We start from the raw sequence: 26,980 nt of genomic DNA on the forward strand, positions 1-26,980 counted from the left end.
AAAACACGACGGCGCGTAGTCAGTAGCCCATCGCCAGATCAGGCCAGCACCACGCGGAATCGACAACCATGGGGTATCGTCGGCAAAAGGGTGACCGTCCAGCCCTGGTCATCGCAGATCCGCTGAACCAGGGACAAGCCCAATCCCAGCCCTTCACCGCGTTTTTCACCCCCGCGAACGAATGGCTGGAACATGGCGTCACGCTTTTCTTCCGGGATACCTACGCCGCTGTCTTCCACACTGAAACCATCCCCTTCGAGGGTCAGTTTGATGAACCCCTTGTCGGTGTAATGCAAGGCATTGCGCAACAGGTTGCCCATGACCGCATGCAGGAACGTCGCGTTGAAGGTGGTGTCGGAGTCGATACCCGGTTCGATGATCAGTTGCAGGCCTTTCTTCTCGATGGGGCCGCGCCACAACGCGATCAAATCCCTGGCGGTTTTGCTCAATGTCGTACGTGACGACATGTCGACCTCGTTGTGCTGCGCCCTGGCAAGCATCAGGAAGGTCTGGACCAGCTCGCGCATTTCTTCACAGGCCCGGGCAATGCGCTCGACCTGTGCTCGAGCGCGCTGATCGAGTTTTGGATTTTCCAGCAACAGCTCGCAAGAACTGGCCAGCACCATCAAAGGCGTGCGCAATTCATGGCTGACATCGCTGGTGAACAAGCGCTCGCGGTTCAACGCTTCGCGCAATCGTCCCAGGGTAGCGTCGAATGCCACCGCCAATTCACCGACCTCATCAGCCGCATAGTCTGGCGCCAATGGCGGCGCCAGTCCCAGCAACTGATCGCGGTGACGTACTTGCTGCGACAGGCGCACCACCGGTGCCATGACTCGCCGCGCCAGGATCCAGCCGAGAAACACCGCCAACGCCAGGCTGAGGACAAAACCTACGGCGACAACAGCAAACAAGACTCGCTCGCGCTCTTCGAAATCACTCTGGTCCTGCAACAGCACGTAACGGCGGCCATCGATTATTTCGACCATCGCGTGATACGAAAGCTGGCCGCGAAACACTTCATGGAAGCCGGGGTCGAGGTGCCGCAAATCCTTGGGCAGGCCGAAATTGCCCTTGCCACCGCTGAAGTAGAAAAGCTGTCCTGGCTTGGGGCGATGGGACCAATCATTGACGCTGTCCATCAACAACAGGCCCTGCAGGTCGCCGCCCAACCCCGAGGAGATCAACTTTTCCTCGACCAGGTGAACGGTGGCGACAATCCCGATTGCAAAGGCACCTGCGACGAGCGCGCTCATCAATGCAAAGGCAATGATGATGCGTTGGGCAAGGCTTTGTTTAAACTCCATCTCGGCCCTCGGCCAATCGATAGCCTACGCCATGCACGGTATGCAGCAATGGCTTGTCGAATGGCTTGTCGATGACCTGGCGCAATTGGTGGACATGGCTGCGCAAGCTGTCGCTGTCCGGACAGTCGTCGCCCCACAAGGCTTCTTCGAGCACTTCGCGGCGCAACACGTGCGGGCTTTTTTGCATCAGTACCGCAAGCAATTTCAGACCGACCGGGTTGAGCTTGAGCAATCGCCCGTCCCGGGTCACTTCCAGGGTATCGAGGTCGTAGTTCAGGTCAGCGACTTGCAAACTGCGTCGCCCACCGCCCTGGGCACGACGCAGCACAGCCTCGATACGGGCAGCCAGTTCGGAGAGGGCGAATGGTTTGAGCAGATAGTCATCGGCGCCGGAACGAAAACCCTGCAGCCGGTCGTCCAATTGATCGCGGGCCGTGAGCATGATGACCGGCGTGTCACGCCGGGCATCTTCACGCAGGCGTTTGCACAACGTGTAGCCATCGATACCGGGCAACATGATGTCCAGCACGATCAGGTCGTAGTGCTCGGTGGCCGCCAGATGCAACCCGGACAGCCCATCCTGGGCACAATCGACGGTGTAGCCCTTGAGACCCAGATAGTCAGCCAGGTTGGCCAGGATATCGCGATTGTCTTCAACCAGTAGAATTCGCATGGGCACTTTCTCCGTCCGCAGCTATTAGCCCTCATGGCAGGCGCAGAGCTTAAGGTGAAGTTCGGTACAGGTACAGGAGGTTCAGGGCATCTGGTCGCATAACGTATTTTTCACCCTCGATTAACAGACAAGCGCCAGCATACTGGGCACAATGTCGCGCTTCTGTGCCAGCACAATTTCATCCATTGTGGACCTTTCATGCCGACAACTGTTACTCGACCTTATTCTCAACCGCTCAATCTGTGGCTCTGCCTGGGTATTCCCCTGTTAGGTGCCATTACCTTAATACTACTGGAACTGACCTCCCTGGACATGGATCTGGCCCGACTGGCCTACGATTCCGCTTCCGGAGAATTCATTGGCAAGCACAGTTATTTCCTCGAAGACATCCTGCATGATCGCGCCAAACAGGTGGTTATCCTGTTCAGCGTACTCTCGATCGTCGCCTTCGCTTGCAGCTTCCTGCTGGAGAAACTCAAACCCATTCGTCGCGAACTGGGCTGCCTGGTGCTGTCGTTGGCGCTTTCCACCGGCTTCGTCACGCCGCTCAAGGCCGCCACTGCCGTACAGTGCCCCTGGAGCCTGAGCGAGTTCGGTGGCAAGGAAACCTACAGCGAACTGCTGAGCCCCAGACCCGCCACCGATAAGCCCGGACGCTGCTGGCCAGGCGGCCATGCGGCGACCGGCTTCACCCTGTTTGCGCTGTTTTTCGTGCTGCGCGATCGCCGCCCACGCATGGCCCGCGCGGCGCTGGTATTTGCCTTCGGATTAGGCTCGGTATTTTCCATCGGGCGGATGTTGCAAGGTGCACACTTCTTTTCGCACAACGTATGGACGGCGATCTTTTGCTGGTTGATCTGCCTGGGGTCGTATTATGCGGTCTTGTACAGGAGCAAGGTGGCGGAAGAAGCGACCGAGTCTGCTGCGGTTCCAGTGCGCTCGTAACGTCCCCTCCTCGTTCCCACGCTCTGCGTGGGAATGCAGCACCAGACGCTCCGCGTCGACCTCCGCAAGGGCGACGCAGAGCGTCGCCAAATGCATTCCCACGCGGAGCGTGGGAACGAGAAGATACAAATAACCAAGGCATAAAAAAACCCCGCACGAGGCGGGGTTTTTTATGCGGCGGGTAAGGCTGGCTTACATCATGCCGCCCATGCCACCCATGCCGCCCATGTCTGGCATGCCGCCGCCAGCAGGAGCGTCTTCCTTGATCTCAGCGATCATGGCTTCGGTGGTGATCATCAGGCTGGCGATCGAGGAAGCAGCCTGCAGTGCCGAACGGGTCACTTTGGCTGGGTCCAGGATACCCATTTCGATCATGTCGCCGTACTCGCCGGTGGCAGCGTTGTAGCCGTAGTTACCGGAACCTTGCTTGACCTTGTCGACCACTACGCTTGGCTCGTCGCCGGAGTTGGCAACGATCTGACGCAGAGGGCCTTCAACGGCACGACGCAGCAGGGCGATACCCACGTCCTGATCAGCGTTGTCGCCTTTCAGTTCGGAGATGGCCTGCAGAGCGCGAACCAAAGCCACGCCACCGCCAGGTACCACGCCTTCTTCAACGGCTGCACGGGTAGCGTGCAGGGCGTCTTCAACGCGGGCTTTCTTCTCTTTCATTTCTACTTCGGAACCAGCGCCAACCTTGATCACTGCAACGCCGCCGGACAGCTTGGCCAGACGCTCTTGCAGTTTTTCACGGTCGTAGTCGGACGAAGTGTCGGCTACTTGCTGACGGATCTGGGTCACACGAGCCTGGATGTCCGCTTCAACGCCAGCACCGTCGATGATGGTGGTGTTTTCTTTGGACAGGATCACGCGCTTGGCGTTACCCAGGTGCTCCAGAGTGGTGCTTTCCAGGCTCAGGCCGATCTCTTCGGAGATAACGGTACCGCCGGTCAGAACGGCGATGTCCTGCAGCATGGCCTTGCGACGGTCGCCGAAGCCTGGAGCCTTGACGGCTGCAACCTTGACGATGCCACGCATGTTGTTCACAACCAGAGTCGCCAGGGCTTCGCCTTCAACGTCTTCAGCCACGATCAGCAGTGGGCGGCCGGCTTTGGCAACGGCTTCCAGCACTGGCAGCATTTCGCGGATGTTGGAGATCTTTTTGTCGACCAGCAGGATCAGCGGGCCGTCGAGCTCGGCGACCATGGTGTCTGGCTTGTTGACGAAGTACGGGGACAGGTAGCCGCGGTCGAACTGCATGCCTTCCACGACCGACAGTTCGTTTTCCAGGCCCGAGCCTTCCTCAACGGTGATAACGCCTTCTTTACCGACTTTTTCCATGGCTTCGGCAATGATGTCGCCGATGGAGTTGTCAGAGTTGGCGGAGATGGTACCTACCTGGGCAATGGCCTTGGAGTCGGCGCATGGCTTGGACAGGGCCTTCAGCTCTTTGACGATGGCGATGGTCGCCTTGTCGATACCGCGCTTGAGGTCCATCGGGTTCATGCCGGCAGCGACGGCTTTCAGGCCTTCGTTGACGATCGATTGAGCCAGAACGGTAGCGGTGGTGGTACCGTCACCGGCGTCGTCGTTCGCACGGGAGGCAACGTCTTTGACCAGCTGCGCGCCCATGTTTTCGAAGCGATCTTTCAGCTCGATTTCTTTGGCAACGGAAACGCCGTCCTTGGTGATGGTCGGAGCGCCGAAGCTCTTCTCGATGATCACGTTACGGCCTTTCGGGCCCAGGGTCGCTTTTACCGCGTCAGCCAGTACGTTGACACCGGTCAGCATTTTCTTGCGGGCGGAATCGCCGAATTTAACTTCTTTAGCAGCCATGATCGTTTTTCCTTAAATACTATTTAGTAACGGGAAACCAGCGGTTATCAGCCTTCGATGACAGCGAGGATTTCGTTCTCGCTCATCACCAGCAGGTCTTCGCCGTCAACTTTCACAGTGTTGCTGCCGGAGTACGGGCCGAACACGACCTTGTCGCCCACTTTTACGGACAGTGCACGTACTTCACCGTTGTCCAGCACACGGCCGGCACCTACAGCGAGGATTTCACCGCTGTTGGCTTTTTCGGCAGCAGAACCCGGCAGAACGATACCGCCAGCGGTTTTCTTTTCTTCTTCGCTGCGACGGATAACGACGCGGTCATGCAGAGGACGAAGCTTCATTGTCGATCTCTCCTAATTGTGGTTTTCATCGGCCGGTGTCTGCACCGGCAGGTTGATACATCCGGCGGTGCCGGTCGCAGCTCGCAAGGCGAGCCGCGGAAGTCATGTCTGGTGCAGGACCAGAAACCTTGCGGTGACCCATACATAGGGTCGCGCAAACCGATTACAAGTCTTGGGGGTGATTTTTTTTGCACAAACCGCCCCAGGAAGCAACACGGCCCCAAAAGGGGCCGTGTTGTCCGAGGGCGACTGCCTCAGGAATCGCGGTGCTCGTATTCGCCTTCGATCACGTTCGGCTGCCGTGGGCTGCCGTCCGGGCCTTGCGGGCGCCGCGCCTGCAATTCATCGGCAAAGGCTCGCTGACGCATGGCCTGCTCCTCTGCTCGCTCGCGCATCTTGCGGCTCGCCAGGCGACGGGTAAACGGCAGCAGGCAGACCAGGCCCAGCACATCACTGATGAAGCCCGGCAGGATCAGCAGGCCACCACCGATCGCCAGCATCAGGCCCTGGAACATCTGCTCTGCCGGCAACTCGCCGCGTTGCAGGCTTTCACGTGCGCGCAGGGCCGTGGCCAGCCCGGCCACGCGCATCACCAGCACGCCCAGGGCGGAACCGGCGATGATCAGCAGCAGCGCCGGAAAGAACCCGATCGCCGTGCTGACCTTGAAAAATACATACAGCTCCAGCACCGGGAACAGGAGAAACAACAACAGAAAAGCGCGCATCAAAGGTTTCCTCGACGGAAGATGTCCTTCCAGTAAAACCTAGATGACGTCATCAATCCGTGATTTCAAGCTTCGACGGCCAGATTTGTTGGCCACCGGTCAGCGTGAGCCAGTGAAACCAGGGCTTCGCGCACTTGTTTCGGAGTATTGCAAGGCTCGGCGAACGGCAGCCAGTACAGCCCCTGGCCAATGCGCAGGTGCATGCCTTCGCTGTCGATGCCGGCCAACTGCACGGGTGCCGTCTGCGGCAGGCCGCTCAGCTCCACGTAATGCGCAATCGCCTTGGCGTGATCGCTGTTCATGTGCTCGACCATGCTCGCTTCGGCCTTGCCGGCAAAAGGGTTGGCCAGGGTCACATCGTGGAGCCAGTGAATGGCGCCGAAGCCGCCAATGTAGCGGTGACGCACAGGTACGAGTACCCAGAAGTCGAAGTCGTGAGCCTTGTGATAGTTGCTGGACTCGGGGAAATAACGGTAGTAACGCTCGGCAGCCGCTTCGATCTGGTCCGCCTCGATGATTTGCTGCGCCTCGGCCAGTACCGTCAGGCGGCCGGCGGCTTGCACGTCTTCGGCGTCGCGTTCGCCCACCAGCATCGAGCATTTGGGATCGCGCTGCAGGTTATGAGTGTGTTGCGCGATCCGGCTGATCAGGATCAACGGGTTGCCCTGTGAATCCAGGCAATAAGGAACCACTGATCCGAAAGGGAACCCGGGCATGGATTTGGAATGGGTAGAGAGCACCCCACGGTATTCCTTGAGCAGCAATTCTCGTGCATGCTTAATCGCTTTTTCGCTCACTTTATGACTCCTTAACTAGAATCCGTCAAAAACGGACAGACGCAACAGACTGAGTTCTGTCAGCGTCATGTGGGGACGCCCCTGACTTTACCGTCCAAGCGCCCCGCTGAGGAGCACTCTCTGACCTGCTTGTGGGGAACGTACATGCAACTAAACGACAAGGTAATCATTATCACTGGCGGCTGCCAGGGTTTGGGCCGTTCGATGGCCGAGTATCTCGCGAGCAAAGGCGCGAAGCTTGCGCTGGTGGACCTCAACCCCGAGAAACTTGAGCAAGCCGTGGCTGCCTGCAAGGCGCATGGCGTTGAAGCCCGTGCTTATCTGTGCAACGTCGCCGACGAAGAACAGGTGACTCACATGGTGGCCCAGGTCGCCGATGACTTCGGCGCCATCCATGGCCTGATCAACAATGCCGGTATCTTGCGCGATGGCTTGCTGCTCAAGGTCAAGGACGGCGAGATGAGCAAAATGAGCCTGGCCCAATGGCAGGCAGTCATCGACGTGAACCTGACCGGCGTGTTCCTCTGCACCCGTGAAGTGGCCGCGAAGATGGTCGAGCTGAAGAACCAGGGCGCGATCATCAATATTTCCTCGATCTCGCGGGCTGGCAACGTTGGCCAGACCAACTATACGGCCGCCAAGGCCGGCGTCGCGGCGGCGACCGTCACCTGGGCCAAGGAACTGGCGCGCTATGGCATCCGCGTGGCGGGCATCGCACCGGGCTTCATCGAGACCGAGATGACCGCCGGCATGAAGCCTGACGCCCTGGAGAAAATGACGTCGGGTATTCCGCTCAAGCGCATGGGCAAGCCTGAGGAAATCGCTCATTCGGCGGCTTACATCTTTGAGAATGATTACTTCAGTGGGCGGATTCTGGAGTTGGATGGCGGGTTGCGCATTTAAAAGCCCGCACATTCTCTGTAGCCGCTGCCGCCAGGCTGCGCTGGAGTCCCGCAGGGGCTCCCTGGCGGTCTTGAGACCTTGCGCCCGCTGACGCGCGCGAGCGCAGCCTGCGGCAGCGGCTACAGGGTTCGCATCCGCCCCAAGGATAGCGCGCTCCCAAGCCTTACCAGGTCACCCCAAACCCAACCGTATACCGCGTCTTGTCCAGATCCTGCTCCTCAGTCCCACTGATAATGTCTCTCTCAGCCTTGAGATTGAGCGACGCCCAGTCGGTCACCTTGTAGCGAAAACCTGCTTCCGCATCGAGGGCATAATTGGCCACGTCGCCCAGTGGCTTGCCGACTTCGCCGTTGGTGAAGAACTCTACCTTCTTGCCCACCAGATAGCGGTTGTAATCCCACTTCATGGCCACCGAATAGAAGTTGTCCTTGCTACCGTCCGCGTATTCGAAGTCGGTACGGTTGAGCAGCGAGCCCAGAGAGAAAGCGCCCAGCTCATTGTCCCAGAACTGATAACCCGGACCGGTACCGATGGTGCGCTGACGCGCAAGGTCTTCGATATGGTCGCGCTGGTACTTCAGACGCCCCTGCCAGAACCACTTGTCGTCGATGAAGTGGTCCAGGGCATATTCGGCCTTCCAGTTGTTGGTGTTGGTCGTACCGTCCTGGCTCTCGCGGTTGTACTCGCCTTCAGCGTGATGGCGCCAGCGGCCGTGACGGGCAGTGGTCTTGAAGTCAACATCGTAATTATCGGTGTCGGATTCGGAGCGCTGGTAATCCATCGCCAGGTCCACATTGCCCTTGATCACCAGATCTTCGACCACGGGCTTGGGCTTGAGGATCTGCTGGATACTTGCCAATTCCACGGTTCTGGGCGCATCGCCGTTGGCCAGGGTCACTTTGCCGGGCTCTGCGGCGTGCAGCGCCTTGGCTCTTTCGCCACTATATTCATCTTGCTTGACCAGCAACTCCCGGTCGCTTTCCAGGGTTTTGACCTGCTTCCAGTCAATCGGTATGGCGCCGCCGTATTCGGTCTGGAGCAGCAATTTGCCGCCGTCGAAAAGGACGATCTTGCCGCTCAGACGGTCGCCATTTTTCATCCAGACAGTATCGGCAAGGGCGCAGGTGGAAAGGATGGAAATGAAGACGCAACACAAAACTCTGAACAACATAAGCAAACACTGGACTCTGATTTCGAGAAAAATCGGGCATTATCCGGATAGCACCCCCCTGAGCAAGGACTGACTGACCAAATGGTGTTGAGTTCAATACGTGTTTGCATCCATCGACGGAACCGCGCATGACCGAACCGGCAATCGATCCCGAAGACAGCCAGGCCCGACGGACGGCATTGTATGTGGCGCTTGGGCAGGTACCCGAGGGAAAGGTGGTGACTTATGGCCAACTGGCCGACTTGGCGGGCCTGGGCCGAGCCGCTCGTTGGGTGGGGCGTACGCTCAGCCAACTGCCCGACGGTACCCGACTGCCCTGGCATCGCGTGGTCGCCTCTGGCGGGCGCATCAGCCTTAAGCTGGGCACGGTTTCAGGCGACGAACAACGTGCCCGCTTGCGTGCAGAAGGCGTCAATATCTCTAATAATCGTGTGGATATGAAGTGCCATGGCTGGCGCCCGATGGATCACAGCGGTTAGAGTGCGCGCTTTGTTTTCGAAAATCTGAGGCAGACTCCAGCCCATGCCCCGTAAAACCTGGCGCGCCGCGCTCGCCGCATATGCCAGCCCGTCGACTCTCGTGCTCCTGCTGCTCGGATTTGCTGCCGGCATGCCGTACATGCTGGTTTTTTCGACGCTGTCCGTCTGGCTCCGCGAAGCGGGCGTTGCCCGAGAGACCATTGGTTATGCCAGCCTGATCGGGCTGGCGTACGCCTTTAAATGGGTCTGGTCGCCACTGCTCGATCAATGGCGACTGCCCGTGCTGGGTAAGCTCGGCCGACGCCGTTCCTGGCTGGTGCTGTCACAGGCACTGGTGGTCGTGGGCCTGATCGGCATGGGCTTCTGCGACCCGCAGAAACACCTGTCCTGGCTCATTGCCCTGGCAGTTCTCGTCGCCTTCGCCTCGGCAACCCAGGACATCGCCGTCGATGCCTATCGCCTGGAGATCGCCGAGGACAACCGCCAGGCCGCCCTGGCCGCCAGTTACATGGCCGGCTATCGAGTCGCCGCCCTGCTGGCTACGGCCGGTGCGCTGTTCTTCGCCGAGGGCTTCGGATCGACTGGATTCAATTACCTGCACAAGGCCTGGACCGGCACCTACGTACTGTTCGGCGTGCTGATGGTGCCGGCGCTGATCACCAGCCTGGTCATGCGTGAACCACCCGTACCGCTGCGCACGCAGCTGTCGGCGGCGCGGTATGGCTTCAGCCATCAGTTGGTGTCGGTGTTCGTGCTGATTATCCTGCTGATCTCGGTTCCGGCAATGTTCACCCAGCTGTATTACACCGATTTCGCCAGCGTACTGTTCGAAGGCGTCAGCCTGCTCGACCTGCTGCTCGAAGACCGGGCCTTCCTGCGGGCAATCCTCTACATCGTCCTGACGTCCCTGTGCCTGTCCTCCATGGGCCGCCGCGGCCTGGCCCCGGTACTGACCCCGGTGAACGACTTCATCGTGCGTTACCGCTGGCAGGCGCTGCTGTTGCTCGGCCTGATCGCGACCTACCGGATGTCCGACACGGTAATGGGCGTCATGGCCAACGTTTTCTACATCGACCAGGGCTTCAGCAAGGATCAGATCGCCAGCGTCAGCAAGATCTTCGGCCTGATCATGACCCTGCTCGGCGCGGGTTTCGGCGGCCTGCTGATCGTGCGTTTCGGCATCCTGCCGATTCTGTTCATCGGCGGCGCTGCCTCGGCCGCGACCAATATCCTGTTCCTGATGCTGGCCGACATGGGCCCCAACCTGCAAATGCTGGTGGTGACCATCTCGCTGGACAACTTCAGTTCGGGCCTGGCGACTTCCGCCTTCGTCGCCTACCTGTCGAGCCTGACCAACCTGAAATTCTCGGCCACGCAATACGCCCTGCTCAGTTCGATCATGTTGCTGCTGCCACGCCTGATCGGCGGCTATTCCGGGGTCATGGTGGAGAAGTACGGCTATCACGAGTTCTTCCTGATCACCGCACTACTGGGCGTGCCAACGCTGATTCTGATTGCCCTGCACTGGCATCAGGAGAACCGGCGCAATGGCGAAGCAGCCATCGAAAACTCGGTCGGCGAGCAACGTTGAAACAAAAAAAGCCCCGGTCCATCGAACCGGGGCGTTTTTTTCATCAGGTGTGGCGTTATTGCTCGGCGCCTTCCTGGACCAGTCGAATCACCCGTTGCGGAAAGGGAATATCAACCCCTTCGGCCTTGAGATGATCGCGCGCGTGTTCATTGAGCATGAACATCACGTCCCGGCTTAAGAGCTTTTGAAGACCGGAGGCGGATCCAAGCAATCAGGATTGTACGGATTGATATCGCATTTATAGGTTAGCTCAGGGCCATATCCTTTAGGAAAGAAACGGCCATTTGCACAGCCAGAAAGTGTTATCAATACAATTATCACTGTAAGTGCTTTCATATGAGCTCCAGCTTTTGAAGAGCATAGAGCTCAAGATCAGGCGCTATCTATCATTTCGTTCTGATTCGTTTATGGGAAGCATCTGATGTATCGCTGAGGCGTGTAAGACTACAGGCAAAGCCTGGATACCTCATGCTTGATAAATGAGCAAAAAAGGATCATCGCAGATCAGCGTGAAATTGCCTGACCAAACCGGACTCTGTGGGAGCGGGTGACCATTTCATCAGGTTCGGCGCTAACCGACAGATAAAAAAAAGCCCCGATCCATTGAACCGGGGCTTTTTTTCATCAGGTGTGGCGTTATTGCTCGGCGCCTTCCTGGACCAGTCGAACCACCCGTTGCGGGAAGGGAATATCGACCCCTTCAGCTTTGAGATGATCGCGCGCGTGTTCATTGAGCATGAACATCACGTCCCAATAATCCGCCGTATTGACCCAGGCCCGCAGGGAAACGGTGATCGAGCTGTCGCCCAGGGTCGACACGACCGCCTGCGGCGCAGGATCGGCCAGTACCCGTGGATCCCTGGCCAGATCCAGCAAGACCTGACGTGCCTTCTGCAGATCGGCCTGGTAATCGACACCGACATCGAACACGACTTTGCGGGTCGGCTGACGGTTGTGGTTGGTGATGATGCCGTTGGACAGATTGCCGTTGGGCACGATGACGGTCTTGTTGTCACCGGTGCGCAGCACGGTGTGGAAGATCTGGATGCTATCGACCGTACCGGTCACACCTTGCGCTTCGATCACGTCACCGAGGCGAAATGGACGGAACAGCAGAATCAGCACCCCACCGGCGAAGTTCGCCAGGCTGCCTTGCAAGGCCAGGCCGATGGCCAGGCCGGCAGCACCGATGGCAGCCACGAACGAGGTGGTCTCGATGCCGATCATCGAGGCGACGCTGACCACCAGGAGCACTTTCAAAACGACATTGGCCAGACTGCTGATGAAGCCTTGCAGGGCCAGATCGGTGCTTCTGATTGCCAGCAACCTGCCGATCTTCTGGCTCAGCTTGTTGACCAGCCACCAGCCAATGGCCAGGGTCACCAGTGCCAACAGCACCCGACTGCCATACTCCATGATCATCGGGATCCAGGTTTGCGAAGTCTTGACCAGGTGATCCACTTCAGCATTCAAATCCATGTTTCTCTCCTGTTGCCGGGTGGCAATTATCAGTTGGCCGATACGATCGAGGGTCCCCCACTCGATCGTATCCTGCGGCCTTTGGCGGCGGCGCCAGGCGATCAGTCGCGGAAGTTGTTGAACTGCAGCGGCATGCCGAATTCCTTGGCGCGCAAGGCGGCGATGGCTTCCTGCAGGTCATCACGCTTCTTGCCGGTGACACGCACCTGCTCACCCTGGATCGCGGCCTGCACCTTCAGCTTGGCGTCCTTGATATGAGCGACAATCTTCTTCGCGAGTTCCTTATCGATACCTTCCTTGAGCACGGCTTCCTGTTTCACGACCTTGCCCGAGGCGTAAGCGTCCTTGATTTCAAGGCACTGAACGTCGATCTTGCGCTTGACCAGCGCGAGCTTGAGGATCTCGATCATCGCCTCCAACTGGAAGTCGGCCTCGGCGGTCAGGTTCACGGTCAGTTCCTTTTCCTTGAACTCGAAGCTGCCCTTGCCCTTCAAGTCATAGCGGCGATCCAGTTCCTTGACGGCGTTCTCGACAGCATTGGTGACTTCGTGCTTGTCCAGTTCGGATACCACGTCGAACGACGGCATGTAATTTCTCCATAATAAACGGCGCAGCTCAGCATACAGATGGAGCACGCCTGGTTTGACGGTTAAAATGCAGAGCCATTATAACGGCTGCCAGCATTGCGAATTGCCCTTGATGGGCTTTATTCCACCCGACATTGCGAGACTGCCATGCCAACTGCGAAACACGCTCGATGAGCCGTACCTGGCATATCCTCGGTGCCGGTAGCCTGGGTAGCCTTTGGGCCTGTCGTCTCGCGCGGGGAGGCCTGCCGGTGCACTTGATTCTGCGCGATGCCCAACGGCTCCAGGCCTACCAGGCCGCAGGCGGCCTGACCCTGGTGGAACAGGGCCGCAGCCAGACCCTGGCGATCCCCGCCGAAACACCCGACGCCACCACCCCGATTCATCGCCTGCTGGTCGCCTGCAAAGCCTATGACGCCGAACAGGCGGTTGCACGCCTGGCACCACGCCTGGCCCGCGATGCCGAGCTGATCCTGCTGCAGAACGGCCTGGGCAGCCAGGAAGCGGTGGCGGCAGCGGTGCCCAAGGCGCGCTGCATCGTTGCCTCCAGCACCGAGGGTGCATTTCGCGAAGCCGACTGGAAGGTCGTGTTTGCCGGGCACGGTTTCAACTGGCTCGGCGATCCGGGCAACCCTGCCCCTCCCGACTGGTTGCGCGATCTGCACGACAGCGGCATCCCCCATCAATGGACACCGGATATCCTCACCCGGCTCTGGCGCAAGCTGGCGTTGAACTGCGCAATCAATCCGCTGACGGTGCTGCACGATTGCCGCAACGGTGGCCTGCAGGCGCACCATTGCGAAGTCGCCACCCTGTGCGCCGAGCTCAGCGAGTTGCTGCAACAGTGCGGGCAACCGCAAGCAGCACTGGAGCTGCAGCAGGAAGTCGAACGGGTAATCCTGGCGACCGCCGCCAACTACTCGTCCATGCACCAGGACGTCAGTCAGGGCCGCCGAACCGAGATCAGTTATCTGCTGGGGTACGCCTGCCGGGTCGCCGCTCGCCATCGTTGCCGGCTGCCACACCTGGAGCGGCTCCATCGACGCCTGATCGAACACTTGAACGCACGTGGATTGCCCAGCGACTGAGGGCGGCGTTACCCTGCCCTTACATTCACAGCACAAGACCAGAGCCTGACCATGCACTTGCGCGAACGCCTGGAAAACCTGCCGGTCGGCCAGAAACTGCTGGCCGCCCTGCTCGTACTGCTGATCACCATCCTGCTGGTCGCCAACTTGACGTTTATCAGTGCCGCCTACTGGATCTCGCAGGAAAGCATGGCCCCCCAGGCCTTGCAGACCATTGGTCGGCTGGTGTCCAACCCGGGGCTGGCGGAGAAGGCGCTGGACTCCGAGATCTCGGCCGAGGCATTGCTCAACGAGCTCAACAGTTACACGCCGCTGCGTGCAGCGGCCCTTTATGACGAACAGGGCAATCTGCTCGCGCAGCTGCAGCACGGCGATAAACTGAGCTTGCCCAAACGCTTCCGGCATATCGAAAACTGGCGGATCACCGAATTTCGCAGCACCCAGGTGATTACCCTGCAACGCCCCGGCAAGGCTCCGGGGCATCTGTTGCTGGTCGCCAGCAGCGAGCTGCCGGTGGCGTTCTATACCGGAACCCTGACAGCCAGCCTGGGGATCCTGGTGTTCAGCGTGCTGCTGTGGTTGATCATTGCGCAACAGATCAAGCGCCTGATTACCCAACCGATCCATCGGCTCGAAGAATTGTCGCGCCAGGTAACCCGCGAAGAAAACTATGCCCTGCGCGCCCTGCCCGGCAACCACGATGAAATCGGCAGCCTGGCCGAGGCATTCAACACCATGCTTTCGCGCATCGAAGCGCGCGAGCAGCAACTCAAGCGTGCACGCGACGAGTCCCAGGCCGCCTTCGACCAGGCCCAGGGCCTGGCCGAGGAAACCCGGCATACCAACCGCAAGCTGGAACTCGAAGTACAGGTACGCAGCAAGATCGAGAAGAAACTCACCGGCTTTCAGAACTACCTCAACAGCATCATCGACTCCATGCCTTCAGCCCTGATTGCGCTGGACGAGCAGCTGTACGTCACCCAATGGAACCAGGAGGCCAGCGCCCTTTCCGGCACGGCGCTGGACGATGCCCTCAATCAGCCGATCTACCTTGCCTTCGAGCCGCTCAAACCTTTCTTGCCGCAACTGAAAAACACTGTCGAACGCCACAGCGTGGCGAAGATCGAGCGGGTCACCTGGACCAAGGACGATGTCCCCCACTACTACGCGCTGACGTTCTACCCATTGATGGGCGGCGCAGGCCGGGGCGTGGTCATCCGGATCGACGACATCACCCAGCGCCTGTCGCTTGAGGAAATGATGGTGCAGTCGGAGAAAATGCTTTCGGTTGGCGGCCTTGCCGCCGGCATGGCCCATGAGATCAACAATCCCTTGGGCGCCATTTTGCATAACGTCCAGAACATTCGCCGTCGGCTATCGCCGGATCTGCCGAAAAACCTCGAACAGGCCAGCGAAGCCGGCATCGACTTGCCGACCGTCAATGCCTACCTGCAAAACCGCGAGGTCCCGCAGTTGCTCGATGGCATCCAGCAAGCCGGGGCACGCGCCGCGAAAATCGTCACCCACATGCTCAGCTTCAGCCGCCGCAGCAACCGCCAGATGGCGCCCTGCGATTTGCCGGCACTGATCGACCAGGCCGTCGAGATCGCCGGCAACGACTTCGACCTGACCGTTGGCTTCGATTTCAAGGGCCAGGCCATCACCCGGCAATTCGATCCCGACCTCGGGCCAGTGCCGGGCACCGCCAACGAACTCGAGCAGGTGCTGCTCAACCTGCTGAAAAATGCCGCGCAAGCCATCCACCAGCGTGAAGACGACAGGGAGCCGGGGCGCATCACCCTGCGCACCCGGTTCAACCCGCCATGGGCCGAGATCCAGGTGGAGGACAACGGCATCGGCATGTCGGAAAGTGTCCGCAAACGTATCTTCGAGCCGTTTTTCACCACCAAGGAAATCGGCCAGGGTACCGGGCTGGGCCTGTCCGTTTCGTATTTCATCATCACCAACAACCACAAGGGTCAGATGGAAGTGCAGTCAACGCCGGGGCAAGGCACCTGCTTCACCTTGCGTCTGCCGCTGGCCAGCACCCTGGTAACACCTGAACCCACTACCAACGCGGAGTCATGAGCATGGGTTTTCGCCTGTCGAAGATCTACACACGCACCGGCGACAAGGGTCAGACCGGCCTGGGCGACGGTCGCCGGGTACCCAAGAATCACCCGCGGATCGAAGCGATCGGCGAAGTCGACACGCTCAACAGTCAGCTGGGGCTTTTGTTGGCCGGGCTGACCGAGCACCCGGCCATGGCTGAGCTGATCGAAGTGTTGGCACCCTGCCAGCATCGCTTGTTCGACCTTGGCGGTGAGTTGGCGATGCCGGTTTATCAGGCACTGAACGAGGCCGAAGTACAGCGACTGGAAACGGCGATCGACTGCTGGAACGAGGAATTGGGGCCGCTGGAAAACTTCATCCTGCCGGGTGGTTCGACGCTGATTGCACAGGCTCATGTGTGCCGCAGCCTGGCGCGCAGTGCCGAGCGGCGTTGTCAGGAGCTGAATGCCGAAGAGCCTTTGGCGGGGGTGGGGTTGGCTTATATCAATCGGCTGTCGGATTTGTTGTTTGTGGCGGCCAGGCTAATTGCGCGACGTCAGGGGATTGCCGAGATACTTTGGCAGGCTGCTGTGAAACCTTGAGGGCCTCATCGCGGGCAAGCCCGCTCCCACAGGGTGCAATGTGCTCCGCTGTACCCTGTGGGAGCTGGCTTGCCAGCGATCGAGTGCGAAACACTCGCCGTTACATCAAACCTCAGGCCAGAAAGCCCGAATCCCCGCCACACCCTGCGCACCAATCCCCCACGCCCGCTGGCGGTCCTCGGCCGAGACACCACCGAGCAGGAACACCGGTTTATTGAACCCGTCCACCAACTGACCGGCCTGTTCCCAACCCAACGGCTGAGCCTCGGGATGGGTCTGGGTCTCCTGCACCGGGGACAGGGTGACGAAATCGACGCCCATCTGCTCGGCCAGCGCCAGTTCTTCAGCGTTGTGACAGGAAGCAGCCAGCCAACGCTCCTCAGGGAACGGACGCCCACTGCTGGCGTATTTGCGCAGCTGAGTCGACGTCAGGTGCCAACCGGCCGCCGGGAAGTCTCCCAGCCACTCCAGAGGGCCCTTGAGCATCAATTGCGCCTTGCCGGCGCACAAGCCCACGGCATCGACCGCCAGATCGCGGTACTGCGGGTCGTACATGTTCGGTGCACGCAGCTGAATCAGTTTGATCCCGCCGGCAATGGCTTTCTGCATGCCACGCAGCAAGGGTCCGATTTCCAGACCGTCGGGCGTAATCAGGTATTCGCCCGGCAGACTCGCGGCGGCAACGATCGGCTTGTTGGCTTCGGGAAAATCGTAGTTCGGCAATTCCCGGGCGGTGACCCAGGCCAGCGGCTGACCTTCAGCCCCGTGGGGCTCGCCAGTGAAGCTCGAGACCTCCCAGACATCCAGCAGCACCTGTTTGTCCGGGTAGTCATGCCTGACCTTGATCAGGGGTCGGGCGCTGGTGACGACAATCCCCAGCTCCTCGTTCAACTCACGCGCCAGGGCCAGCTCAACCGCTTCGCCGTCTTCGACCTTGCCCCCGGGAAACTCCCACAAGCCGCCCTGGTGCTGGGTATCGGCACGCCGGGCAATCAGAATTCTACCGTCCTGGCCACGGATTACCGCCGCAGCCACATGCACGCGTTTCACTCTGCACGCTCCTTCAGACCTTCCCGCTGCCAGGCCTGGAAGGCTGGCCACTGATAGATGGTTTCAACGTAGGCCTGGGCCTCGACGGGCAAGACCACACGGTAAGTCTTCAGACGCACGGCGATCGGCGCGAAGAACGCATCGGCCAGGCTCACCTTGCCGAACAGGTAAGGCCCGCTCTCCTTCGCTGCCGCACGGCATTCGGCCCACAGTGCGACCATGCGGTCGATATCGGCCTGCACATCGGCAGGCATCGGGGTCAGTGCCTGGTCGCGGCTCAGGTCGAACGGCATGTTGCTGCGCATGGCGAAGAAACCGCTGTGCATCTGCGCGCAAGCCGAACGGGCCTGGGCTCGGGCAGCGATATCCTGCGGCCACAGCTGCGCCTGTGGAAAACGCTCGTTGAGGTATTCGGCGATGGCCAGGGAATCAGCGATGGTGCCGTGCTCGCATTTGAGCAACGGGACTTTGCCGGTAGGTGCGTGCTCGAGCAGCCGCGCAGTGGTGTCGGGCTGGTTGAGCTTGATGATTTGTTCGGTGTAGGGGGCTCCGGTCAGCTCCACTGCCAGGACGGCACGCAGGGACCAGGAAGAGTACAGCTTGTCGCCGATGATCAGGTGAAAGCTCATGGTTCGGCTCCTTTGGGATAGAGGAAATGAAGGTCCTTCGGACCTTATCGCTGGCAAGCCAGCTCCCACAGGGGTTATGCGGTGTGCACCAAACCTTGTGGGAGCGGGCTTGCCCGCGATCGGCCGCATAGCGGCCGCTAAATATCAGGACCGGTATTCAGCGTTGATCTTCACATACTCATGCGACAGATCGGTGGTCCAGATCGTCTCGCTGCACTCACCACGCCCCAGCTCGATGCGAATGGTGATTTCCTCTTTGGCCATCACTGCCGCGCCCTGCTCTTCGGTATAGCTGGCGCTGCGACCGCCGCGGCTGGCGATGCAGACATCACCCAGGAAGACGTCGATCAGGCTTACGTCCAGGTTGGGCACGCCAGCATAGCCAACCGCCGCCAGGATGCGACCCCAGTTCGGGTCGGAGGCGAACAGCGCGGTCTTGATCAGTGGCGAGTGGGCAACGGCATAACCGACGTCCAGGCACTCCTGATGGTTGCCGCCGCCGTTGACTTGAACGGTCACGAACTTGGTTGCGCCTTCGCCGTCACGCACGATGGCCTGGGCCACTTCCATGCAGACCTCGAACACTGCCTGTTTCAGCGCTGCGTACAGCGGGCCGCTGGCCTCGGCGATTTCAGGCACGGCGGCCTTGCCGGTGGCAATCAGCATGCAGCAATCGTTGGTCGACGTATCGCCATCGATGGTGATGCGGTTGAAGGATTTGTTCGCGCCATCGAACAGCAGGTTCTGCAGGATCGCCGGTGCCACCTTGGCGTCGGTGGCGATGTAGCCGAGCATGGTGGCCATGTTCGGGCGAATCATGCCCGCGCCCTTGCTGATGCCAGTGACGGTGACGGTCACGCCTTCATGCTGGAACTGACGGCTGGCGCCCTTGGGCAGGGTATCGGTGGTCATGATGCCGGTGGCGGCTGCCGCCCAGTTATCCACAGACAGGTCGTCGAGGGCGGCCTGCAGGGCGCCTTCGATTTTTTCCACAGGCAGTGGCTCACCGATGACACCGGTGGAGTACGGCAACACGGCGCTTTCATCGACACCGGTCAGCTTCGCCAGGGTGGCGCAGGTGCGGGCGGCGTCCTTCAGGCCCTGCTCGCCGGTACCGGCGTTGGCATTGCCGGTGTTGGTCAACAGGTAACGTACGGTGCCTTTCACACGCTGCTTGGACAGGATCACGGGGGCGGCGCAAAAGGCATTCAAGGTGAACACGCCCGCCACGCTGGAACCCTCGGCGCAGCGCATGACGACCACATCCTTGCGCCCCGGGCGCTTGATGCCCGCCGAAGCGATGCCGAGTTCGAAACCAGGTACCGGGTGCAACGTTGGCAAAGGACCAAGACCAACAGCCATGAAAGCGCTCCTAGAGAGGGATCTTCGCCGTATTCAACCATACGGCGCTTGAGATGGAAAAACGCCGCGACGGCTCGGGGCCGGTCGCGGCGAGGTGTTCATAAAGCAGTATCAGAACCTGAGCAGATCTTTATTCGATCTGACCGTGGCAATGCTTGAACTTCTTGCCCGAACCGCACCAGCATGGCTCGTTACGGCCCAGCTTCAGTTCGTTGCGCACCGGAACGGCAGCAATGGCAACATCGGCATCCTCACCCTGGGACTCCACCTGGTGCTCCAGACCAGGCGCATCGGCATGCTGGAACTGCATGCGCTGAGCCAGCTCTTCGGCCTCGCGACGCAGACGGGCTTCTTCTTCGATCGGGTCTTCGCGGCGAACCTGAACGTGGGACAGAACGCGAATGGTGTCGCGCTTGATCGAATCCAGCAGGTCCTGGAACAGGGTGAAGGACTCGCGCTTATATTCCTGTTTCGGGTTCTTCTGGGCATAACCACGCAGGTGAATACCATGACGCAGGTGATCCATGGTCGACAGGTGGTCTTTCCACAGGTCGTCGAGAACGCGCAGCAGGATCTGCTTCTCGAAGGTACGCAGGGCCTCGGCGCTGGCCTGCTCTTCCTTCTCGTTGTAAGCGGCCAGCAATTCGGCCATCAGCTTCTCGCGCAGGGTTTCTTCGTACAGGTGATCGTCTTCGTCGAGCCATTGCTGAATCGGCAGTTTCACGCCGAAGTCGCTGGCCAACGCAGCTTCCAGTCCCGCCACGTCCCATTGCTCGGGCAGCGACTGCGGAGGAATGTGCTGGCTGACAGTGGCATCGAGCACTTCCTGACGGAAGTCGGCGATGGTGTCACCAATGTTGTCTGCCGCCAGCAGGCTGTTGCGCATGTGATAGATCACTTTACGCTGTTCGTTGGCGACGTCGTCGAACTCGAGAAGCTGTTTGCGAATATCGAAGTTGCGGCCTTCGACCTTGCGCTGGGCCTTCTCGATGGCATTGGTCACCATGCGGTGTTCGATGGCTTCGCCGGACTGCATGCCCAGCGCCTTCATGAAGTTCTTCACCCGGTCGGAAGCGAAGATTCGCATCAGGCTGTCTTCGAGCGACAGGTAGAAACGGCTGGAACCGGTGTCACCCTGACGACCGGCACGACCACGCAGCTGGTTGTCGATACGGCGAGATTCATGACGCTCGGAAGCGATCACGTGCAGGCCACCGGACTGGATCACTTGCTGATGGCGCTTCTGCCAGTCGGCCTTGATCTGGGCGATCTGTTCAGGCGACGGGCTTTCCATGGAAGCCACTTCCACTTCCCAGTTGCCGCCCAACAGGATGTCGGTACCACGACCGGCCATGTTGGTGGCGATGGTCAGTGCGCCCGGACGACCGGCCTGGGCGATGATTTCCGCTTCTTTCTCGTGGTACTTGGCGTTGAGGACCTTGTGGTCGATGCCTTCCTTCTTGAGCAGATTGGACATGTGCTCGGAAGTTTCGATGGTCGCCGTACCGACCAGGACAGGACGGCCCTGGGCCATGCTTTCCTTGATGTCGGCGATGATCGCGGCGTACTTCTCGTCCGCGGTGAGGTACACCAGGTCGTTGAAGTCCTTGCGCGCCAAAGGCTTGTTCGGCGGGATGACCATGACCGGCAGGTTGTAGATCTGCTGAAATTCGAACGCCTCGGTATCGGCGGTACCGGTCATGCCCGACAGCTTGTTGTACAGACGGAAGTAGTTCTGGAAGGTGGTCGATGCCAGGGTCTGGCTTTCGGCCTGGATGTTCAGGCCTTCCTTCGCTTCGATCGCCTGGTGCAGACCTTCGGAGAGGCGACGGCCCGGCATGGTACGGCCGGTATGTTCGTCGACCAGCAGGATCTGACCATCCTGGACGATGTATTCGACGTTGCGATGGAATAGCTTGTGCGCGCGCAGGCCCGAGTAAACGTGGGTCAGCAAGCCCAGGTTGTGCGCCGAGTAGAGGCTCTCGCCTTCGGCCAGCAAGCCAACCTGGGTGAGCATCTCTTCGATGAACTGGTGACCGGCTTCATTGAGCTCGACCTGACGGGTCTTCTCATCGACGGTGTAGTGGCCGGCCTTGGTGACTTCGCCTTCCACTTCCTCGATGTGCAGCTCCAGGCGCGGAATCAGCTTGTTGATTTCGGTGTAAAGCTTGGAGCTGTCTTCGGCCTGGCCGGAGATGATCAGCGGCGTACGGGCTTCGTCGATCAGGATGGAGTCGACTTCGTCGACCACGGCGAAATTCAGCTCGCGCTGGAATTTCTCTTCCATGCTGAACGCCATGTTGTCGCGCAGGTAATCGAAACCGAATTCGTTGTTGGTGCCGTAGGTGATGTCGGCAGCATAGGCGGCACGTTTTTCCTCAGGCGGCTGGAACGGCGTGACGACGCCGACAGACAAGCCAAGGAATTCGTACAGCGGGCGCATCCAGTTGGCGTCGCGGCGAGCCAGGTAGTCGTTCACCGTCACTACGTGAACGCCGTTGCCGGACAACGCATTGAGGTATACCGCCAGGGTTGCCACCAGGGTCTTGCCTTCACCGGTGCGCATTTCTGCGATCATGCCTTCGTGCAAGGTCATGCCGCCGATCAGTTGCACATCGAAGTGGCGCATACCCATGACACGCTTGCCAGCTTCGCGGGCTACCGCGAAGGCTTCAGGCAGAAGCTGGTCGAGGGTCTCGCCCTTTGCGAGGCGGCTCTTGAACTCTGCGGTCTTGGCGCGCAGCTGCTCGTCCGAGAGCGCCACCATCTGCTCTTCGAAGGCATTGACGATCTGTACCGTCTTGAGCAGGCGTTTGACTTCGCGCTCGTTCTTGCTTCCAAAAAGTTTCTTTAACAAAGGCGCAAACATATCGGCAGGATCTTCCACACGTAGGGATGGAGGGCGGCCCCGTGAGTCGCCCGTGCAGCCCTTATGGCCGCATGCGAACGAGCATTCTACCCGGAAACGATGGAGAGGAAAGTGGCTATTCCACGATGCTGGCGCAGCGTTGTGACGGGGCTTTTTTAAAATAAGGGCTTTTTCGTCAACTTCAAGCTTTCGAGCGCACAAGAATACGCTTTGGCACCTTTGCCCGCAGCGTAGGCATCCGGCAGAACAGGCACAGCGCAGGCATTCTGTTAACATGCAGGCTCTGTAACTTCAGGTTTCCTTGTATGGCATTTCGCCCTCTTCCGGCCCGGGCGCCCGCCGTTTTATTGCGCGAAGCCAAGCCACTCAAAGCGCTGTTCAGTCAGGCTCAACGCCTGGCGCATCTACAGCGCTTGCTCGAAAGCCAACTGCAACCCGCCGCCCGCGAACACTGCCATGTCGCTTCATGGCGCGAAGGCAGCCTGCTGCTGATTGTGACCGACGGTCACTGGGCCACGCGCCTGCGCTATCAACAGAAACGCCTGCAACGCCAACTCCAGGCCCTCGAAGAATTTTCCAGCCTGACCCGTATCCTGTTCAAGGTCCAACCGCCCACGGTGCAGAGCGGCGCGGCAGGGCATTCCATGGACCTTTCCAGCCAGGCGGCGGAAAGCATCCAGGCAACGGCCGAAGGCATCAGCGATCCCAAGCTGCGCGCAGCCCTTGAGCGTCTGGCCGCCCACGCCAAAGCCCGCGAATGATGTGAGCTCCTCGTTCCCACGCTCCGCGTGGGAATGCATCCGGTGACGCTCTGCGTCGCGCCTGTCGACGCTGGAGCGTCTGGCACTGCATTCCCACGCGGAGCGTGGGAACGAGAAAAATCGACCCTGCAGGCATAAAAAAAGGCCACCCGAAGGCAGCCTTTAAAAAACAACTAAAGAAGAGAGAGTTTGTACTTACACTGCCGCAACCGGACGCATGTAAGAGATCGGTGCCGTACTGGCATCTTCGAAAGTCACCACTTCCCAGGCATCCTTCTGCTCGATGAGCTTGCGCAGGAGCTGGTTGTTCAGTGCATGACCAGATTTGAAGCCGCGGAACTCACCAATCAGGCTATTGCCCAGCAGGTAAAGGTCGCCGATGGCGTCGAGGATCTTGTGTTTGACGAATTCGTCCTCATACCGCAGGCCGTCTTCGTTCAACACACCGTCCGTATCGACCACGATGGCGTTTTCCACGCTACCGCCGAGTGCGAGGTTGTGCTTGCGCAGGTACTCGATATCACTCATGAAACCAAAGGTACGGGCGCGGCTGACTTCTTTTACGAACGAAGTGCTGGAAAAATCCACGCTGGCACTCTGGGTGCGGTTCTGGAACACCGGATGATCGAAATCGATCTCGAAACTCACCTTGAACCCTTCGAAAGGCACGAAGGTGGCGCGCTTGTCGCCATCTTCCACGGTCACTTCCCGCAGGATACGGATGAACTTCTTGGCTGCGTCCTGTTCTTCCAGGCCGGCAGATTGAATCAGGAATACAAAGGGCCCTGCGCTGCCATCCATGATTGGCACTTCGGACGCGGAGAGTTCGACGTAGGCGTTATCGATGCCCAGGCCGGCCATGGCCGAGAGCAGATGCTCTACCGTGTCTACCTTGGTATCGCCGTTGACCAGAGTGGTCGACATCGTGGTTTCACCGACGTTTTCCGCACGGGCAGGGATCTGCACCACGGGGTCGAGGTCGGCGCGACAGAACACGATGCCGGTATCCACAGGCGCGGGCTTGAGGGTCAGGTAAACCTTTTCCCCCGAGTGCAGGCCGACACCTGTGGCACGGATAATATTCTTCAGGGTGCGTTGTTTAATCATGGCATTGGCCGCTTCAGCGCAAATTGCGAACTGGTATCAACAAAGGCTGGCGATAATACCAGACCCTGCCTTTGCTGAACACCAATCACCCTAATACCCCTGATAAATTTCATTAATCAGCCTGACGACGCAGGAAAGCCGGGATGTCCAGGTAATCCAGATCGTCTTGCGGATTCATTTTAGCAGCGGCTGCTGCACCGGCGTGGGCCTGGTTACGCATAACTGTCGGACGGTCCAGATCGCGATAGTTGACCGACGCCTGTTCCTGGCGCGCTGGCGCTGGAGCGGACACGGTTTGCTGCGTGGTTTGCAGCGTGTTGTCGATGACCTTGACAGGCTTCTCGATTTTCGCGCCCAGACCGGTGGCTACTACAGTCACATGCAGCTCGTCACGCATGTCCGGATCGATAACGGTACCGACCTTGACCATGGCGTGATCGGAAGCGAAGGCCTCGATGATGCTACCCACGTCCGAGTACTCGCCCAGCGACAGGTCGGGACCTGCGGTGATGTTGACCAGGATACCGCGGGCACCCTGCAGGTTGACGTCTTCGAGCAGCGGGTTGCGAATGGCCGCCTCGGTCGCTTCACGCGCACGGTTAGGACCACTGGCGCAGCCGGTACCCATCATGGCCATGCCCATTTCGCTCATCACGGTACGCACGTCGGCGAAGTCGACGTTGATCATGCCCGGACGCTTGATGATGTCGGAGATACCGCGAACGGCACCGGCCAGCACATCGTCAGCCTTGGCGAACGCCGACAGCAGGCTGGCATCCTTGCCCAGGATGGTCAGCAGCTTTTCGTTCGGAATGGTGATCAGCGAGTCGACGCTTTCCGACAGCGCGCGGATGCCTTCATCGGCAATCTGCATACGCTTGCGGCCTTCGAACGGGAACGGACGGGTCACCACCGCAACGGTGAGGATACCCAGTTCCTTGGCCACTTCGGCGATGATCGGCGCAGCACCGGTACCGGTACCGCCGCCCATGCCGGTGGTGATGAACACCATGTTGGTGCCTTGCAGTACTTCGGCGATGCGCTCGCGGTCTTCCAGAGCGGCCTGACGACCGACTTCCGGATTGGCGCCGGCACCCAGGCCCTTGGTCACGCCAGTGCCCAATTGCAGGATGGTGCGCGCACCGATGTTTTTCAGCGCTTGTGCGTCGGTGTTGGCGCAGATGAATTCCACGCCTTCGATGTTGCTCTTAACCATGTGATTAACAGCATTGCCACCGCCACCACCGACACCGATGACCTTGATCACCGGGCTTTGCGGGATGTTGTCTACGAGTTCGAACATTTTCCCTCTCCTTTCATTTCTCTAGTTTTTTTGCGCCTACTACTACTGCTTTGAAAACTTAAAAGTTGCCCTGGACCCAACGCTTGAATCGTTCAAGCACAGGTGCTTTAGCTTCGTCGCCATAGCTGTTGCTGCTGCTAATACCGGACAGGGACACACCATCGGATTGCTTCTGCAATCCGTACATCAGCAGGCCCACACCAGTGGAATAGATCGGGTTGCGCACGACATCGGCCAAGCCATGGACCGTGTGTGGCATGCCAAGGCGAACCGGCATGTGGAAGATCTCTTCGGCCAACTCGACCGCGCCTTCCATCTTCGCCGTACCGCCGGTCAGCACGATGCCAGCCGGAATCAGGTCCTCATAACCACTGCGACGCAGTTCGGCCTGGATCAGGGTGAAGAGCTCGTCGTAACGTGGCTCCACTACCTCGGCCAAGGCCTGGCGGGACAATTCGCGCGGCGGACGATCGCCAACGCTCGGTACCTTGATGGTTTCACCCGCGCCGGCCAGCTTGGCCAGGGCACAGGCGTAACGAATCTTGATTTCTTCGGCGTACTGGGTCGGCGTACGCAGGGCCATGGCGATGTCATTGGTGACCTGGTCGCCGGCAATCGGGATGACCGCGGTATGACGGATCGCGCCTTCGGTGAAGATGGCGATGTCGGTGGTGCCGCCGCCGATGTCCACCAGGCACACGCCCAGCTCTTTCTCGTCGTCGGTCAGTACCGAGTAGGCCGAGGCCAGTTGCTCGAGGATGATGTCGTCGATTTCCAGGCCGCAGCGGCGTACACACTTCTCGATGTTCTGCGCCGCATTCACCGCGCAGGTCACCACATGCACCTTGGCTTCCAGGCGAACGCCGGACATGCCCAGGGGTTCGCGAACGCCTTCCTGGTTATCGATGACGTAGTCCTGCGGCAAGGTGTGCAGCACGCGCTGGTCAGCCGGGATCGCGACGGCCTGGGCGGCGTCGAGCACGCGCTCCAGGTCTGCCGAGCTGACTTCACGGTCGCGAATTGCCACGATGCCGTGGGAATTGAGACTGCGAATATGATTGCCGGCCACACCCACGAACGCCGAGTGGATACGGCAGCCCGCCATCAGTTGGGCCTCTTCGACCGCGCGCTGGATCGATTGCACGGTCGACTCGATATTCACCACCACGCCCTTTTTCAGGCCGCGCGATGGATGGGTACCGATACCGACGATTTCCAGCGTGCCATCGGCGGCGACTTCACCGACCAGTGCCACTACCTTGGAGGTGCCGATATCCAAACCAACGATCATTTTGCCGCTTTGCACATTTGCCATGGTCCTGC

Annotated in this window: 24 protein-coding genes and 1 pseudogene; 8 read left to right on the forward strand and 17 right to left on the reverse strand. The window is 59.7% G+C overall.

Annotation, left to right across the window (positions count from 1 at the left end; all coding sequences use genetic code 11):
* Positions 1 to 38: 38 nt before the first annotated feature.
* Both F2S13_RS20970 and colR read right to left on the reverse strand, forming a co-directional pair.
* Positions 39 to 1,307 carry a sensor histidine kinase gene (locus F2S13_RS20970; RefSeq protein WP_166364357.1) on the reverse strand — a complete coding sequence of 423 codons (1,269 nt, stop codon included), beginning with the start codon at positions 1,305 to 1,307 and terminating at the stop codon, positions 39 to 41.
* Positions 1,297 to 1,980: a two-component system response regulator ColR gene (gene colR / locus F2S13_RS20975; protein WP_166364359.1), complete on the reverse strand. Its 684-nt coding sequence runs from the start codon at positions 1,978 to 1,980 to the stop codon at positions 1,297 to 1,299. The genes F2S13_RS20970 and colR overlap by 11 nt, the downstream gene beginning before the upstream one ends.
* A 198-nt stretch (positions 1,981 to 2,178) precedes the next feature.
* Here colR and F2S13_RS20980 point away from each other — a divergent pair, with 198 nt between their 5' ends.
* The gene (locus F2S13_RS20980) at positions 2,179 to 2,925 is read left to right on the forward strand and encodes a phosphatase PAP2 family protein (protein WP_166364361.1); all 747 of its coding nucleotides are present in this window, start codon (positions 2,179 to 2,181) and stop codon (positions 2,923 to 2,925) included.
* Positions 2,926 to 3,117: 192 nt separating this feature from the next.
* Here the strand turns inward: F2S13_RS20980 and groL are convergent, their stop codons facing one another.
* The 4 genes from groL to F2S13_RS21000 form a co-directional block, all read right to left on the reverse strand.
* The gene (gene groL, locus F2S13_RS20985) at positions 3,118 to 4,761 is read right to left on the reverse strand and encodes a chaperonin GroEL (protein WP_166364363.1); all 1,644 of its coding nucleotides are present in this window, start codon (positions 4,759 to 4,761) and stop codon (positions 3,118 to 3,120) included.
* Between the two features lie 47 nt (positions 4,762 to 4,808).
* Complete coding sequence (locus tag F2S13_RS20990; protein WP_166364365.1) at positions 4,809 to 5,102, reverse strand: co-chaperone GroES; 294 nt, start codon at positions 5,100 to 5,102, stop codon at positions 4,809 to 4,811.
* Between the two features lie 254 nt (positions 5,103 to 5,356).
* Positions 5,357 to 5,827 carry an FxsA family protein gene (locus F2S13_RS20995; RefSeq protein WP_166364367.1) on the reverse strand — a complete coding sequence of 157 codons (471 nt, stop codon included), beginning with the start codon at positions 5,825 to 5,827 and terminating at the stop codon, positions 5,357 to 5,359.
* A 65-nt stretch (positions 5,828 to 5,892) separates the two neighbouring features.
* Positions 5,893 to 6,624: a DUF2470 domain-containing protein gene (locus F2S13_RS21000; RefSeq protein WP_166364369.1), complete on the reverse strand. Its 732-nt coding sequence runs from the start codon at positions 6,622 to 6,624 to the stop codon at positions 5,893 to 5,895.
* Positions 6,625 to 6,768: 144 nt separating this feature from the next.
* Here F2S13_RS21000 and F2S13_RS21005 point away from each other — a divergent pair, with 144 nt between their 5' ends.
* Complete coding sequence (locus F2S13_RS21005; RefSeq protein WP_166364371.1) at positions 6,769 to 7,527, forward strand: SDR family oxidoreductase; 759 nt, start codon at positions 6,769 to 6,771, stop codon at positions 7,525 to 7,527.
* 163 nt (positions 7,528 to 7,690) lie between these two features.
* On the opposite strand, the gene F2S13_RS21010 is transcribed toward F2S13_RS21005, so the two are convergent.
* On the reverse strand, positions 7,691 to 8,698 hold the full coding sequence (locus F2S13_RS21010) for a DUF481 domain-containing protein (protein WP_166364373.1): 1,008 nt from the start codon (positions 8,696 to 8,698) through the stop codon (positions 7,691 to 7,693).
* Positions 8,699 to 8,826: 128 nt separating this feature from the next.
* On the opposite strand from F2S13_RS21010, the gene F2S13_RS21015 reads away from it, so the two are divergent.
* Both F2S13_RS21015 and F2S13_RS21020 read left to right on the forward strand, forming a co-directional pair.
* Positions 8,827 to 9,177, forward strand: coding sequence for an MGMT family protein (locus F2S13_RS21015; protein ID WP_166364375.1), 351 nt, complete (start codon positions 8,827 to 8,829; stop codon positions 9,175 to 9,177).
* A gap of 43 nt (positions 9,178 to 9,220) precedes the next feature.
* On the forward strand, positions 9,221 to 10,768 hold the full coding sequence (locus F2S13_RS21020) for an AmpG family muropeptide MFS transporter (RefSeq protein WP_166364377.1): 1,548 nt from the start codon (positions 9,221 to 9,223) through the stop codon (positions 10,766 to 10,768).
* A 55-nt stretch (positions 10,769 to 10,823) separates the two neighbouring features.
* Here the strand turns inward: F2S13_RS21020 and F2S13_RS21025 are convergent.
* The 3 genes and pseudogenes from F2S13_RS21025 to F2S13_RS21035 all read right to left on the reverse strand — a co-directional run.
* Positions 10,824 to 10,937, reverse strand: a pseudogene (locus F2S13_RS21025) (mechanosensitive ion channel family protein); the annotation flags it as partial.
* 467 nt (positions 10,938 to 11,404) lie between these two features.
* Complete coding sequence (locus F2S13_RS21030; RefSeq protein WP_166364379.1) at positions 11,405 to 12,247, reverse strand: mechanosensitive ion channel family protein; 843 nt, start codon at positions 12,245 to 12,247, stop codon at positions 11,405 to 11,407.
* A gap of 101 nt (positions 12,248 to 12,348) precedes the next feature.
* Complete coding sequence (locus F2S13_RS21035) at positions 12,349 to 12,834, reverse strand: YajQ family cyclic di-GMP-binding protein (RefSeq protein ID WP_166364381.1); 486 nt, start codon at positions 12,832 to 12,834, stop codon at positions 12,349 to 12,351.
* A 170-nt stretch (positions 12,835 to 13,004) separates the two neighbouring features.
* On the opposite strand from F2S13_RS21035, the gene F2S13_RS21040 reads away from it, so the two are divergent.
* The 3 genes from F2S13_RS21040 to F2S13_RS21050 are packed head-to-tail and all read left to right on the forward strand — an operon-like array spanning position 13,005 to position 16,576.
* Positions 13,005 to 13,922, forward strand: a complete 918-nt coding sequence (locus F2S13_RS21040; protein WP_166364383.1) for a putative 2-dehydropantoate 2-reductase — start codon at positions 13,005 to 13,007, stop codon at positions 13,920 to 13,922.
* A gap of 51 nt (positions 13,923 to 13,973) precedes the next feature.
* Positions 13,974 to 16,010 (forward strand): ATP-binding protein, encoded by a 2,037-nt coding sequence (locus tag F2S13_RS21045; RefSeq protein ID WP_166364385.1) that lies wholly within the window; start codon positions 13,974 to 13,976, stop codon positions 16,008 to 16,010.
* A 2-nt stretch (positions 16,011 to 16,012) separates the two neighbouring features.
* The gene (locus F2S13_RS21050) at positions 16,013 to 16,576 is read left to right on the forward strand and encodes a cob(I)yrinic acid a,c-diamide adenosyltransferase (RefSeq protein WP_166364387.1); all 564 of its coding nucleotides are present in this window, start codon (positions 16,013 to 16,015) and stop codon (positions 16,574 to 16,576) included.
* 105 nt (positions 16,577 to 16,681) lie between these two features.
* On the opposite strand, the gene F2S13_RS21055 is transcribed toward F2S13_RS21050, so the two are convergent.
* The 4 genes from F2S13_RS21055 to secA form a co-directional block, all read right to left on the reverse strand.
* Complete coding sequence (locus F2S13_RS21055; RefSeq protein WP_166364389.1) at positions 16,682 to 17,626, reverse strand: Nudix family hydrolase; 945 nt, start codon at positions 17,624 to 17,626, stop codon at positions 16,682 to 16,684.
* Positions 17,623 to 18,255, reverse strand: a complete 633-nt coding sequence (locus tag F2S13_RS21060; RefSeq protein WP_166364391.1) for a glutathione S-transferase family protein — start codon at positions 18,253 to 18,255, stop codon at positions 17,623 to 17,625. Before F2S13_RS21060 ends, F2S13_RS21055 begins: the two co-directional genes overlap by 4 nt.
* 144 nt (positions 18,256 to 18,399) lie before the next feature.
* On the reverse strand, positions 18,400 to 19,617 hold the full coding sequence (argJ, locus tag F2S13_RS21065) for a bifunctional glutamate N-acetyltransferase/amino-acid acetyltransferase ArgJ (protein WP_166364393.1): 1,218 nt from the start codon (positions 19,615 to 19,617) through the stop codon (positions 18,400 to 18,402).
* A gap of 130 nt (positions 19,618 to 19,747) precedes the next feature.
* Positions 19,748 to 22,486, reverse strand: coding sequence for a preprotein translocase subunit SecA (secA, locus tag F2S13_RS21070; RefSeq protein ID WP_166364395.1), 2,739 nt, complete (start codon positions 22,484 to 22,486; stop codon positions 19,748 to 19,750).
* Positions 22,487 to 22,791: 305 nt separating this feature from the next.
* Between secA and F2S13_RS21075 the strand changes: the two genes are divergently transcribed.
* On the forward strand, positions 22,792 to 23,247 hold the full coding sequence (locus tag F2S13_RS21075; RefSeq protein ID WP_166364397.1) for a DUF721 domain-containing protein: 456 nt from the start codon (positions 22,792 to 22,794) through the stop codon (positions 23,245 to 23,247).
* Positions 23,248 to 23,442: 195 nt separating this feature from the next.
* Here F2S13_RS21075 and lpxC read toward each other — a convergent pair whose 3' ends face one another.
* The 3 genes from lpxC to ftsA form a co-directional block, all read right to left on the reverse strand.
* A complete protein-coding gene (gene lpxC / locus F2S13_RS21080) occupies positions 23,443 to 24,354 on the reverse strand; it encodes a UDP-3-O-acyl-N-acetylglucosamine deacetylase (protein WP_166364399.1) in 912 nt (303 codons plus the stop codon).
* A gap of 112 nt (positions 24,355 to 24,466) precedes the next feature.
* A complete protein-coding gene (gene ftsZ / locus F2S13_RS21085) occupies positions 24,467 to 25,657 on the reverse strand; it encodes a cell division protein FtsZ (RefSeq protein WP_166364401.1) in 1,191 nt (396 codons plus the stop codon).
* A gap of 58 nt (positions 25,658 to 25,715) precedes the next feature.
* A complete protein-coding gene (gene ftsA / locus F2S13_RS21090; protein ID WP_166364403.1) occupies positions 25,716 to 26,972 on the reverse strand; it encodes a cell division protein FtsA in 1,257 nt (418 codons plus the stop codon).
* Between the last annotated feature and the right edge of the window lie 8 nt (positions 26,973 to 26,980).

The sequence above is a fragment of the Pseudomonas akapageensis genome (assembly GCF_011355085.1).
Taxonomy (GTDB): Bacteria; Pseudomonadota; Gammaproteobacteria; order Pseudomonadales; family Pseudomonadaceae; genus Aquipseudomonas; species Aquipseudomonas akapageensis.